Origin of the sequence: Kribbella catacumbae DSM 19601 (assembly GCF_000372465.1) — a bacterium.
GTDB classification, from domain to species: Bacteria; Actinomycetota; Actinomycetes; order Propionibacteriales; family Kribbellaceae; genus Kribbella; species Kribbella catacumbae.
Window position 1 is genome coordinate 18,354 of the sequence record NZ_AQUZ01000026.1, and the last position, 12,863, is coordinate 31,216.

Annotated in this window: 11 protein-coding genes; 4 read left to right on the forward strand and 7 right to left on the reverse strand. The window is 68.1% G+C overall.

Features of this window, described 5'->3' with window-relative positions:
- Positions 1-51: 51 nt before the first annotated feature.
- The 3 genes from A3ES_RS0124935 to A3ES_RS54255 form a co-directional block, all read right to left on the reverse strand.
- Positions 52-258: a LacI family DNA-binding transcriptional regulator gene (locus A3ES_RS0124935; RefSeq protein WP_020389567.1), complete on the reverse strand. Its 207-nt coding sequence runs from the start codon at positions 256-258 to the stop codon at positions 52-54.
- A 69-nt stretch (positions 259-327) separates the two neighbouring features.
- Positions 328-2,466, reverse strand: coding sequence for a hypothetical protein (locus A3ES_RS0124940; protein ID WP_157630735.1), 2,139 nt, complete (start codon positions 2,464-2,466; stop codon positions 328-330).
- Between the two features lie 163 nt (positions 2,467-2,629).
- Positions 2,630-2,785 carry a hypothetical protein gene (locus tag A3ES_RS54255; protein WP_020389568.1) on the reverse strand — a complete coding sequence of 52 codons (156 nt, stop codon included), beginning with the start codon at positions 2,783-2,785 and terminating at the stop codon, positions 2,630-2,632.
- Positions 2,786-2,900: 115 nt separating this feature from the next.
- Here A3ES_RS54255 and A3ES_RS0124950 point away from each other — a divergent pair, with 115 nt between their 5' ends.
- A complete protein-coding gene (locus A3ES_RS0124950) occupies positions 2,901-3,794 on the forward strand; it encodes a LysR family transcriptional regulator (RefSeq protein ID WP_020389569.1) in 894 nt (297 codons plus the stop codon).
- Between the two features lie 15 nt (positions 3,795-3,809).
- Here the strand turns inward: A3ES_RS0124950 and A3ES_RS0124955 are convergent, their stop codons facing one another.
- The 4 genes from A3ES_RS0124955 to A3ES_RS0124970 are packed head-to-tail and all read right to left on the reverse strand — an operon-like array spanning position 3,810 to position 9,106.
- Positions 3,810-5,264 (reverse strand): aldehyde dehydrogenase family protein, encoded by a 1,455-nt coding sequence (locus tag A3ES_RS0124955; protein WP_020389570.1) that lies wholly within the window; start codon positions 5,262-5,264, stop codon positions 3,810-3,812.
- Positions 5,265-5,298: 34 nt separating this feature from the next.
- On the reverse strand, positions 5,299-6,378 hold the full coding sequence (locus A3ES_RS0124960; protein WP_020389571.1) for a zinc-binding dehydrogenase: 1,080 nt from the start codon (positions 6,376-6,378) through the stop codon (positions 5,299-5,301).
- A gap of 36 nt (positions 6,379-6,414) precedes the next feature.
- Positions 6,415-7,716: an MFS transporter gene (locus A3ES_RS0124965; RefSeq protein WP_020389572.1), complete on the reverse strand. Its 1,302-nt coding sequence runs from the start codon at positions 7,714-7,716 to the stop codon at positions 6,415-6,417.
- 46 nt (positions 7,717-7,762) lie between these two features.
- The gene (locus tag A3ES_RS0124970) at positions 7,763-9,106 is read right to left on the reverse strand and encodes an alkaline phosphatase family protein (RefSeq protein ID WP_020389573.1); all 1,344 of its coding nucleotides are present in this window, start codon (positions 9,104-9,106) and stop codon (positions 7,763-7,765) included.
- Positions 9,107-9,264: 158 nt separating this feature from the next.
- On the opposite strand from A3ES_RS0124970, the gene A3ES_RS0124975 reads away from it, so the two are divergent.
- From A3ES_RS0124975 to ligD, 3 genes are all read left to right on the forward strand, one after another.
- Positions 9,265-10,005, forward strand: coding sequence for an IclR family transcriptional regulator (locus tag A3ES_RS0124975; RefSeq protein ID WP_020389574.1), 741 nt, complete (start codon positions 9,265-9,267; stop codon positions 10,003-10,005).
- 257 nt (positions 10,006-10,262) lie between these two features.
- The gene (locus A3ES_RS0124980) at positions 10,263-11,639 is read left to right on the forward strand and encodes a hypothetical protein (RefSeq protein WP_026163176.1); all 1,377 of its coding nucleotides are present in this window, start codon (positions 10,263-10,265) and stop codon (positions 11,637-11,639) included.
- Positions 11,640-11,790: 151 nt separating this feature from the next.
- On the forward strand, positions 11,791-12,762 hold the full coding sequence (gene ligD, locus A3ES_RS0124985; RefSeq protein WP_020389576.1) for a non-homologous end-joining DNA ligase: 972 nt from the start codon (positions 11,791-11,793) through the stop codon (positions 12,760-12,762).
- Positions 12,763-12,863: the final 101 nt, after the last annotated feature.

Here is a 12,863-nt window from a genome sequence, read left to right on the forward strand (position 1 = left end):
TACTCCGCTCAGCGTTACCTCAGCCCGGCCGCGAGGGCGCTCATTGAGCACCTACGCGACTGGGCCCGCCACCGGAGCCACCCGGTAGTGCAACCGGCGCGCCGTTTCGCGGACGCGCAGTTCGGTCGCTTCGCTGACCCGGGCCCGCTCGTCGACCTTGCTCCGGCCGGTGAGCACGTACGACGCGGTGGCGGACGATACACCGGCCGCCTCGGCGACCTCTCGCAAGGTGGTCCGCCGAGTCGCCTTCGGCGCCATGGGTTATGGCCTCCGTTCGGAATGGCCCCCGGGTGGCCCGCCCGCCAGAGCAGGCCACCCAGGCATCGATCAGGACGTCTTCAAGGAGATGTCGTCCAGGAGGAAGTCGGTCTGCTCGCCCTGGTCCTCGGTACTGACGAACCGCAGCGTGACCGTCTGCCCGGCGAACCGGCTGAGATCGATCACCCGTTGGGCGTAGGACGGCACGGCGTCGGTGTTGTACCAGGTGTAGACCGTCGTCGTCTGCGCGCCCGCGACGACCTGGAGCTGGAGGCTGTCCGGCTTGGCGCTCCTCGGTTCCGCGCTGCTGATCCGCAGGTAGAAGTCGAGCAGGCTGGTGCCCTTGGCCGGGATCTTGACGGTTTGGCTCAGGGTGTCCTCGTTGGGTACCCCGTTGCCGCCCATCCAGGCGTAGTACCGACCACTGCGAGCCGGGTAGAAGCCGTACGTTCCGACGACGCCACCGGTCCAGGTCCAGCCTGCGCCCTGGTCCTCCAGACCGCCGTTGACGACTGACTCACGCCGCTTGATGTCCCGGTAGTCGATCGTGTGCCGGTACAGGACGTCTCGGGCCTTCCGGTCCACTGCGAGACCGGACCTGGGGCGGTCGACGTTGAACCACTCGTCGAACGTGTCGGACGCGTACCGGTCCATGTTGTCGAGCGTGCGCCGCGGGCCCCCGTCGGTCCCGCGCCACAGGGCGATCATCGCGCCCGCGACCCTGCCCTCGACATCGTCACCGTTGTCGGGGTTGGTCCGGGCGGGCGGCAGGGTGCCGTCCTGGAACCCGGTCTGCATCAGGTCCATCCAGTCGGTGACGTTGTAGTAGTACCGGCCGTCACCCATGGCGTAGCCGGTGATCGCATTGGCGAAGCCCTCGGTCCACGCGCACATCGGGCCTGTGACGCGGTGCAGGGAGTGCGGCGACGGGCAGTCGAACCTCGGCCAGTACCAGTTGTAGAGCAGGTGCTGGAGGTTGTGTCCCGCCTCGTGGGCGATCGGGTGACGCGCATCGGGCATGGCATCGGTGAGGAACACCGAGCGCACCGCCGGGTCGGTGGAGTAGTAGCCACCGTTGGTGTTGCCGGGCGCCCACCGGTTCTTGAGCCTGGAACAGTTGCTCGTCTCCTCGCTGGTCCAGCACTGGTTGCCCGAGCCACGCATCTCGTAGACGTTGTTGATGACGTCGAACGCGTCGAACGCCGGCATATGGAGTGCGCTGGGCGACGTTGTACCGAAGGACTGGGTGGTGCCGACTGGGACGTTCGTCAGCGGCGCGACCTCCACGACGTACGGGTTCGTCCCGGTCATGTCGGTGACCTCCCACCAGCTCGTGCGGGTGGCGAACTGCACCCACATCGCCGCCAGCGGAGAGCCGGAGTGCTTGAAACAGAGCGAATAGCCGCCGTCGGTCGCACCGGTCAGGCCGGTGGTGAGGGTGGTCGGCTCCGCGTCCGCAGTGGTGCGGCCGACCACGCTCACGGCGACGCGCCGACCGGGGTGCCAGGCGCCGTCGTACGTCGCGTAGGTCAACGCGCCGGTCGCGCAGATCTCGTCCGGAGCGGAACCGGCCCTGTCCGTCTGCGCAGCCGTGCGCGGGGAGACGAGCGAGCCGTCCTTGCGGCGGGCAGGAGACTTCGTGCCCGCGACGTCCGCCTTCGAGGTCGCGGCACTCGCGCCGACGGTGATCTCCTCGGTCGCGTGGGCGCTGCGTACTTCGTCCGGTGCTGACAGGTCGGTCAGGTCGGCCTGGATCTGCGCGGGTCCCGCGGTATCCGCCGTCACGCTGAAGGTCACCGTCCGGCCGGACTTGTCCAGGGACAGCGTCCTCGTCGCCACGGTGTCGAGGCCGCGAGCCTGCGGCGCCGAGAAGCCCTCGGAAGTGATCCGCAGGCCCCGCGGGAGACGGATGTCGAGACCGGCGCGGTCGATGTCGACCTCCGAGTCGAGCGCGACCGTCACCGTGGCGCTCTCGCCCACAGCCGGCACGCGGTCGAGCGACACAGCGGCGCTGACGCAGCGGATGGGAGACTCATCCAGCCTGTTGGCCGGAGGTGCGAGTGTGCAACCCTCCTGGGGCGCCTCAACTGCTGCCGGTGGTGCCGCTTGGCCGAGCTGTGGCACGAGGGTGATCGCGAGCGCTGTCACGATCAGCGCCCCTATTTCTCGGATGCGCCGTCGGCCACCGAGCGGGTGTGACCTGTCCATGGGCATGTTCCTTCCTGGGAACTGGTCGAAAGGCCTTTGAGATAAGGCGCTTAATCGATTGAGAGAAGCTAGGGCGCACCTTCAGCACCGGCAAGATGCTGGACATGCGCGTTCGGTGATACCCCCATTGCCCTCCCCGATCGAGGAGGCAACAGGGGCTGGATCAGCGCGGGGTCGATGCCTGCAGCAACTTGTCGTAGCGGATCCCGTCGAAATCGAGGTACAGCACTTTGGCGGAACTGATCCCGTCCGGAACGTCCTCCGGGCCCGGCCGGTCGGGGATCGGCGCCTCGGCGCCGGGTTTCGGTTGGTCGGTCACGGTGGAAGTGTTCCGTCGTGCCCGAGTAGCGAGAACCTGGCAATCGGTTATGGGAGCCATAACCCGAGTACGTCGGCAGGCTCAGCCGGGCAGCAGTCTGTGGGAGGCTGTCGGCATGGTGAGCTTGAATCAGCTCGAGGTGCTAGTGAAGGTGGTGGACGCCGCGGGGTTCTCCGGTGCCGCGAAGGCGCTGTACATGAGCCAGCCGGCCGTCTCCAACCACATCCGCAACCTGGAGAACTCGTTCGGCGTCCAGTTGGTCCACCGCACGAGTCAGGGCGCCCGGCCGACGCAAGCGGGCGAGGTTGTGGTGGAGCACGCTCGGCGGATGTTCGAGCTGATGGACTCCCTGGAGCACGCGGTGGCGGACTTTCGTGGTCTCGGCGGCGGCCGGCTGGTCCTGGCCGGGACAGCGACCCTCGGCCCGTACCTGCTCCCCCGGCTGCTGTCGGACTTCGCGGCCCGGGCGCCGAAGGTCAGCTGCCAGATCCGGGTCGGCAACGAAGACCAGGTGGAGACCTGGCTGATGCGCGGCGAAGTAGCACTCGGACTATGCATCGACACCCCGCGCGACGAGCAACTGACGGCCGAGGGGCTGCTGCAGGATGTGACCGTACTGGTGGCTGCCGCCGGATCGCCACTGGCCGGGCGCGAACTGGTACCGGAGGACCTGGCCGGCCAGCGCTTCCTGATGCGCGAGACCGGCTCGGCGACCAGGCGGCTGCAGGAGCGCGCACTGAGCTCCTGGGGGCTCGACGCAGCTGAACGTTGGGACCTGTGGGGAGTGGACACCATCAAGGAAGCGGCCTGCCAAGGACTCGGGCTGGCGATTCTGTCCGAGCACGCCATCAGCCGCGAACTCGACGCCGGGATCCTCGCCGCGCTGGCGATCGAGCCGATGCCGCCGACCCGGACGGTGTCGCTGGTTCGACGTGCCGACCGGGTACTCACTCCTCCGGAGGAGGCGTTCGTCGCGCTGGCCCGGGCCGTCGCCGTGTGGCCTACCTGAGCTGTCGCCGCCGACTCAGTACCTGATGCAGGCGGAGCGGAGGTCGGTGTAGAAGTTCCAGACGTCCGGTGAGCACTCTGGGGCTCCGAGCTGGGATGCCTTGGCGCCCATGTGTGGCAGGTGGGCGTACGCGCCGACGCCGGGCCGGTTGACGTGCAGCATGCCAGCCTGGAAGTCCTGTAGCGCCTGGAACATCAGTGCCGGGTCCTGGGTGAAGATGGTGCCGGACATGCCGTACTGGACAGAGTTCGAGATCCGCATCGCGTCGTCGTAGCCTTCGCAGTCGATCACCGACAACACCGGGCCGAACACCTCCTCCTGGGCGATCGCGCTGTCCCAGGCGACATCGGTGAGTACCGTCGGCTGGACGAAGTACCCCGGGGTATCGAGCTCGGCCGCCTCGCCGCCGCAGACGACCTGGGCCCCGGCAGCTCGCGCGGTCCGGACCGCCGTCAGACACGCAAGCTGCCGCTCGTCGTTGACCACCGGTCCGATGTCGGCCCAGTCCTCGTCGCCGGGGCCGATCCGCATTGCCTCGACCCGCGGTACCAACAGGCGAAGGAGGTCATCGCGGACAGTGCGGTCCACGATCACCCGGCTGGTCGCACTGCAACGCTGCCCGCTCTGACCGAACGCGCCGTGCACGATCGCGTCGGTGGCTGCCTCGAGGTCGGCGTCGGCCAGCACGATCAACGCGTTCTTGCCGCCCAGCTCGAGCTGTGTTCGCAGCAGCCGGCCGGCGCCGGCACGGTTGATCGCCTGGCCGACCGGGAGCGAACCGGTGAAGGAGATCCCAGCCACCCGGGGGTCGGTGACCAGGGCCTCGCCGGGGTCGCGGTCACCCTGGATCAGGTTCAGTACGCCCGGCGGCAGACCGGCGTCAGCGAAAGCCTGTACCAGCAGCGCGGAGGTCCACGGGGTCAGCGGCGACGGCTTGAGCACCGCCGCGCACCCTGCCAGCAGCGCCGGCGCGACCTTCCACATCGGGATCGCCACTGGGAAGTTCCACGGCGTGATCAGGCCGACGACGCCCAGCGGACGACGGAACGTCATCGCGATCGTGCGTGGCTCCTCCGCCGGGGTGGTGACGCCGTTCAGCCGGCGCGCCTCGCCGACAGTGAAGTCCAGGATCGCCAGCGCGCGCCGTACCTCTCCCCGGGCTTCGGCCAGCCGCTTGCCCTGCTCGCGGGTGATCGCCGCGGCGAAATCCTCCAGCCGTTCCTCGATCAGGCGACCGGCCGCGGCCAGTACGGCGGCGCGGTCGATCGGCCCCTTCGCGTCCCAGGCGGGCTGCGCTGCGACGGCGGCGTCGACCGCGAGGGCCGCGTCCTTCGCACCGGCCTCGCTGAACCGGCCGATCACATCGCCGGTGTTCGCCGGATTGAGGTTCGGCCTCGTCTCACCGCTGCCGGCGGCGACCCACTGACCGCCGATGTGGTTGAGAAGATGCCGGGCGTCGGGCTGGACCATCAGAACTCCTAGGTGGCTTGCTTGGCGGTTGATGTCAGGCCATCCGTACGGCGATCCGCGGCGCCGCGCCGGTACGGGCTGCCGCGACCGCAGCCTCGATCTCCTCGAGGGGGAACGGCTCTGGGACGAGGCCGGCGAAGCGGTCGCGCAGTGGCGTGCGGGCCAGGAAGGCGACCGCGTCGGCGAGGTCGGACACCCGGTAGTTGTGGCTGCCGACCACCCGGGTCAGATTGCGGACGAACGCGTTCGGCTCGAACCGCACCTCGGGCCCCGGCGAGACCGAACCGACGAGCGCGACACAGCCGTTCAGGCCGGCGATGTCCAGGGCGGACTGCACCGCCCGGCTGTTGCCGGACAGTTCGAGCACGACATCTGCGCCGAACACCTGCGCTGCGTCCGCGAGCTCGTCCGGCGAACACGCCACTGTGGCGCCGAACTCCAGCGCGAGCGCCCGTCGCTGCGGGTCGACGTCACAGGCGACCACAGCGGCGGCACCGCGATCGACGGCGTAAGCGATCGCGGACAGGCCGAGCATCCCGCAGCCGATCACCACAACCGAGTCGCCGGCAGCGAGACCCGCGCGACGCGCTGCCGCGACGATCGTGGCCGTTGCGCAGTTCGCCGGCGCCGCGACCGCTGCCGGCAGCGAATCCGGCACCCGGACGAGGCCGGTGCCGGCTACCAGTTGGCAGTGCGTCGCCAGCCCACCATTCAGCCGCCACTCGTCGGTGATCGCCTCATGGCCGTACTTCCGCACGCTGACGCACTTCTGCGGTACGCCGCGCAGACAGCGCCGGCAGCTACCACAGGAGGTACCGATGGTCCACGTGATCCGTTGCCCCGGGCGCACCCGATCGCCGTCGGATGCCAGCACGGTGCCCGCTACCTCCTGGACCGTGCCGACCGCCTCATGACCGAGCACTGTCGGCACCGGGGTGGGCCGGTCACCGGCGATGGTGTGCAGGTCGCTGCCACAGATGGTGACCAGCTCGATCCGGACCAGCACCTCGCCGGGGCTCAGGTCGGGGATCGGCGTGGGTCCGACCGAGAACCCCTCGTCCGGTCCAGCCCATACTGCCGACGACGGTTCCTGTGCTGATGGTGCCTGGGTCATAGTCGTCTCACTGTCGAGGTCGTCATGGTCATGGTCCTACCGCCGGATGGTCAGCGCGACCAGGGCGCTACACAGGCAGGAGCCGGCGACGACCGGGAAGATCAGGCCAGTGTCTCCGGTGCTGTCCATCAGGTGTCCGATCAGCGGTTCGGCCGTTCCGGCGAACAGGTACGCGAAGAAGTTGACTACGCCGGTCGCGGTACCAGCCATCCGCTTGCCGGCGATGTCCGGGCACAACGCCCAGAACGAGGACTGCGGCCCGTACACGAAGAACCCGGTGAGGAACAGGAGCGCGATACCGGCCGCCGTGCCAAACGGCGCCAGGTACATCGCCAGCGCCGCTGCCGCACCGAGCAGCATGAACAGGATAATCGGCCGGTCCCTGCGAGCGCCGAACAGCCGGTCGGAGATCTGACCGTTGACCAGCGCCCCGACAGCCATCCCGACCGGAAGCGCGACCGAGATCCAGACCGGGCTGATGCCGCCGGCGCCGGTCTTCCAGTCCTTGCCGAGGAAGTACACCGGGACCCAGATCAGCAGGCCGTACCGGGCCGCGTTCTGGAAGCCGATCGCGATGCCGGTGGACCAGATCTTCGGCTTGCCGAGCACGGCCCGGTAGCGACCCAGCGAGCTCTCCTGAGCGGCTGTGCTGACCTCGGCGTGTTCCTCGTCCCCGGCGTACGACGCGGGCGGGGTGACGCCGGCCTTGGCCGGGGTGTCTCGGGCAACCAGATAGAAGGTGACGCCGCCGACCAGCATCAGCAGCACGGGTACCCGGAAGATCCACTGCCAGTCCAGGTCCAGGGTGTCCACCACGATCGTGGACGTGACGAACGCGAGCACCGAGGCCATCCCGGCGGCGAACGTGTAGAAGCCGAAACTGCGGCCGCGCTCGTGCGGCGTCCACCAGTTCGAGATCACCCGGCCGCCCGAGGGCCAGCCGAGGGACTGGGCGTAGCCGTTGGCGCCCCAGAACAGGCCGAGGGTCTTCGGGCCGGTGGAGAAGCTGGTGAACCAGTTCAGGATGGTCGACAGGATCGCGCCGCCGGCCATCATCTTGCGGCCGCCGAACTTGTCGGCGAGATTGCCGTTGACGAACTGCCCGGCGGCGTACGACCACAGCAGGATGCCGCTGATCGCCCCGAGCGTCGTCTTGCTCAGGCCGAGGTCCTCCTGGATGCCCGGGATGGCGAACCCGAAGGTCTGCCGGCCGGTGTAGAAGAAGAAGTAACAAAACATTGCCGCAAGCAACATCCGCCACTTGAGCCGCCGGAAGGCGTCCTCCGGTGCCGGTGCGACGATCTGGGTCCCCGAGTCTGCCTTTCCGGTGGTGCTCATGGCTCTCCGCCAATCTGGAGGCGGCCGCGGCTTTGCGGCCGGTGGTTCAGTGGGTCTCGGCGTGCTTCTCGTGCTCGGCGAGCATGGTGGTCGCCACCCAGAACGCGTCGTAGTTGTGAACGCAAGCGGCGGGTTCGAACGGGTTGTCCAGCAAGTCGGGCCGCGGTAGGTCCCGGTTGATCAGGAACGGAATCCCCAGCTCCCCCAGCGCGCCGTGCGACCGCAGCGGTGCGTCGAGCTGGGTCAGGTCGTGCCACTCCGCGAACCGGCCCAGCGCAGTACGGGCCTCGGCGAGGACGACGACGTCGCCGATCCGGTCGGCGGGCAGGTCGTACCGCGCGGCAGCGTCCTCCCGGTCGTGCACGGCCTGGATACCGTCGAGCGTCCGGAGTGCGTTGATGACGTGCGCGCGATCGGCACCGGTCGGCAGGTACACGCTCGCGAAAGACCCCAGGGCGCCGTGGTGCACCGTGTACGGGTCGGTGATCGGCAGGATCACCCGCAGTCCTTCGAGCTCCTGGTCGCCGAGGATCCGCTTCATCTCGTCCTCGACATACAAGACGCGGGGCGCTCCGGCACCGTCGGACTTGGCGCTCATGCCGTGGTCGGCGGTGAGGACCACCACTGCTCCGAGCTCGTCCAGCCGCGCCGCGTACGTGTCGATCATTTCGTAGAAGGCGTCAGCGGTCTCGGTACCGGGTGCGTGCTTGTGCTGGATGTAGTCGGTCAGCGAGAGGTACATCAGATCGGCACCGCGTGTCGCCAGGATCTCCACACCGGCAGCGAGGACGAACTCGCTGAGGTCCGCGGAGTACACGCCCGGCAGTGGCCTGCCGACCAGGTCCAGCACGTCCCCGATACCGTTCTCGGCCTCGGTCGCCTGATCCGCCTTCTCCGCGGAGAAGCAGATACCCCGTCGCGACGGCGCCACGAAGCCACCTCCGGGCTCGGTGAGGCTGGGGCCTTCTTCCACCACTCCGGCGCCGAGCAGCCGGCGTAGCTTGTCCTTCGCGGTCACCACGACGACGTCGAGCCCGGCCTCGTTGGCCGCGGCGAAGATCGTCGGCGCCCGCAGGAAGCGCTTGTCGTTCATCAGTACTTCCTCGCCGGTGTCCGGATCGAGGATGTAGTTGCCGCTGATCCCGTGCACGCTCGGCGGCCACCCGGTGGCGATGCTCAGGTTGTTCGGGTTGGTGAGCGCCGGCATCGCACAGTGAGCGGGCCACGAACTGCCACCGCTCTCGAGAACCTTGCTCAGCCACGGCATCCGGCCGGCCGACATCGCCCGGAGGTGGTAGTCGGGCTCGCTGCCGTCGATGCAGATCACCACCACGGGACGACCGGGCATGGTGTACGTCCGGTTGTTGACGCTGAAGGTCCGTGCGGTCACGAGAAACTCCTTGCAAACAGGCTGCAGATCGCTGGATGGCACTCGCTAGCCTGATTGCCGAAGGCCACCTCCGGGAACCCGAAATCTGGTTATGACCCCGATAACCGCCGCATCGGTGCTGGGACCTTCAGACCGCAGCCGAGTGCTAAATTAGCACCATGAAGCCTGCCGCTCAGCCCAATCAATCGCTGATCGACGGCCTGGCTTGCCTGCAGGCTCTGGCATCGCACGCTCAGCCGATTGGGTCGCGGGAACTCGGCCGGATGCTCGGGCTGGAGCCGACCCGGGTGAACCGGTTGCTGAAGACACTGGCATTCGTCGGGCTGGCCCAGCAGAACGACCAGCGAAAGTATCTGCCGGGGCCGGCCATCCACGTGCTGGCGGCGCAGAGCATGCGTGGGTCGGGCTTGATCCGGCGCGCGCTCGGTCCCCTCGAGTCACTGTTCGATCTGGACCTCCAGGTGGCGATGGGCGTTCTCTGGGAGGACCAGGTCTGCTACCTGTACCACCACAGTCCTGGGGAGAGCGCGAGTCAGGGACTGGGCCGGGAGCCGTTGTACCCGGCCGCGTCGTCCGGTCTCGGTCAGGCGCTGCTCGCAACCTGGCCGGAGGAATCGATCCGGGAGCTGTACGCCGACGCAAGTCGCCGGCATCCGGTGGCGCCACCCCGTGAGCCGGTCGCGCTGGATGGAGAGGCCGGGCTGCTGACTCAACTGGCCCAGGTGCGCGAGCAAGGCTTCGCCCTGACCTGGACGCTGGAGTCCGGTGATTTCCGGACGCTCGGGGTGGCACTCAAGAACGACCAGGCCGCCATCGGGGTGGCGGGAAAGTTCAGCGACCGGGAAGTCTCCGGCCTTCGCCGCCGGGTCGAGGAAGTCGCCGCTCTCATCGAGGGCTGACGACGCGGCTTCGAGCTGAGGCCATCGCAGCCGGTCCGGCCACAGCACGTCGTACCGGACGGCGGACGGCGCTCGCGTGCCCAAATCCCAGCAGCGCAAGGAAACTTCTCGGTCGCGAGCTCTTGCGCGCCGCGCTGATGATGCTAATGTAGCACCAAATTGGTGCTACCAAAGCATTATTCGCGGCACGAGGACGGTCCGCCGGGCGCAAACCGCACAGCGCCCTCGGCGACGCGGGACACCATCGGAAGGACGAAATGAACCAGACAGGCATTCCGGGAGCTATCAGCGGAGTGATCCCGCGCCTCGCGGTGAAGGCGGAGCACATCCCGCGCAGCGAGACCGGTATCGGCGCACTGATGCCGTGGGCGGACCGGCTGTGGATGGTGACCTACGTCGCTCACACGCGGAACACCGGCGGCGGCACCGGGCTGTTCACGATCGACGATGATCTCCAGCTCAGCAAACATCCGGCCAGCGTCGTCGGGACGTATGCGAACCGCCTGGTGCACAAGGAGAGCAACCAGCTGTTCATCGGGCCGCACGTGATCGATGTCGAAGGCAACGTCAAGACCATCGACGCCCTCGTCGACGTACGGCTCACCGCGACCGCCCGGCATCTCACCGACGAGGCGGGGAAGGTCTACTTCCTCGGGATGGAAGGCGAGTTCTTCGAGGTCGACGTGCAAACCCTCGAGGTCACCCACCTGTATGACCTGCTCGAGGAACTGGACGTCCACGACTACCCGCACTTCAAGGACATGTACACCCGCCACGGCCGGGTCGTCGTCGTCAACAACTCTTACTACGACAAGGATTTCCTGGCCGGGCACAGTGACGGCCGGCTGGCTGAGTGGGACGGCCAGACCTGGAACATCCTGGCCAGGACGCAGTTCAACACCCTCGGCAGCGCGAACGGCATGGGACCAGGCCTGTACGCCGTCGGCCAGGACCGCGCCTCCGCCTTGTTCCACGTATTCCTGCCCGACACCGGGTGGAAGGTCTACCGGCTACCCAAGTCCACCCACACCCAGGACCACGCGTTCACCACCGAGTGGCCACGGATCCGCGAGGTGGAGTCCGAACGTCTACTGATGGACGCCAGCGGCATGTTCTACGAGCTACCGTCGCTCACCTACGCGAACTCCGTCTGGGGCATCCGCCCGATCGCCTCGCACCTGCGGATCGTCGGCGACTTCTGCTCCTGGAACGGCCTGCTTGTCCTGGCCGGCGACCAGACGACGCCGATCGGCGACGCGAACCCGGTCGCCGGGCAACCGCAGGCGAACCTCTGGTTCGGCAAGACGGACGATCTGTGGCAGTGGGGCAAACCGCAGGGCTGGGGCGGGCCGTGGTGGGAGACACGCGTCGAGGCCGGAGTACCGTCGGATCCCTATTTGATGACCGGGTTCGAGCACAAGTGTCTGCACCTGAGCCACGACGCCGACACTGCCGTCGACTTCCACGTGGAGGTCGACTTCCAGGGCACCGGCGTCTTCCGGCGCTACCAGACCATCACCGTGGGCCCGGCCGGCTACGAAGCATTCACGTTTCCCAGCGGCTTCAGCGCCCACTGGGTCCGCCTCGTCCCCTCGGCCAGGTGCGAGGCGACTGCCCAGTTCATCTACACCTGACCGGGCCCGGACCTCCGTCACACACCAAGTAGCTGGCTAGGCGGTCGGGGCGCCTTGGCTGAGCCTGGGTTGGCAACTGATGGCGGGGTTGGCATGTGGTGGCGGTCCGTGGTTGCTGCCGGATGTCCCCCGGGGCGGTTAGGTTGGCGGTATGGCGGAGTCCAAGAGCAAGACGCCCGCGGTTGAGCTGGAGATCGGGGAACGGACGGTGCGGATCTCCAATCCGGATCGCGTCTATTTCCCTGCGCGCGGTGAGACCAAGCTGGATCTGGTGAAGTATTACCTGTCCGTCGAGGACGGGATCGTGCGGGCGTTGCGCGAGCGGCCTTGCATGATGCACCGGTTCCCGTCGGGCGTGGCCGGCGACAAGGTGCACCAGAAGCGGCTGCCGAACGGGGCGCCTCCGTGGATGGAGACCGTCCGCGTGCACTTCCCGCGGTACAACCGGACGGCCGACGAGCTCTGCGTCACCGAGATCGCGCACGTCGCCTGGGCAGTGCAGATGTCGACGGTCGAGTTCCACCCCTGGAACTCGCGTCGCGCCGACACCGAGAAGCCCGACGAATGGCGCATCGACCTCGACCCGATGCCCGACTGCCCGTTCGACCGGGTACGCCGGGTCGCGCACGCGGCGCACGAAGTACTGGATGATCTGGGCGCGACCGGATATCCGAAGACCTCTGGCGGCTCCGGCATCCACATCTATGTGCGGATCAAGCCCGAGCACGGCTTCTCCGACGTACGCCGGGCCGCGCTCGCCTTCGCGCGGGAGGTCGAGCGGCGCGCGCCCGACGACGTCACGACGACCTGGTGGCGCAAGGACCGCGATCCGAAGAAGCTCTTCGTCGACTACAACCAGAACGCCCGCGACCACACGATCGCCAGCGCGTACTCCGTCCGCGGCAACCCGGAAGGCACCGTCTCCACCCCGATCCGCTGGGACGAGTTCGACGACGTCGACCCGAAGGCCTTCACCATCGCCACCGTCCCAGCCCGCTTCGCCGAACTAGGCGACCTCCACGCCACCATCGACGACACCGCCTACTCCCTCGACACCCTCCTCGAGTGGGCCGCCCGCGACGAAGCAGAAGGCGCCGAAGAACCACCGCCGCCGGAGGAGTAAGTCCAAAGCCGGTTAGGTGGAGCGTCACTTCGTCAGGAACATGGTGGGCGGCGGCCGGGTCCGGCGAGGCGCAAGCTGGGAGGGGCGGGCGCCCGTGCATA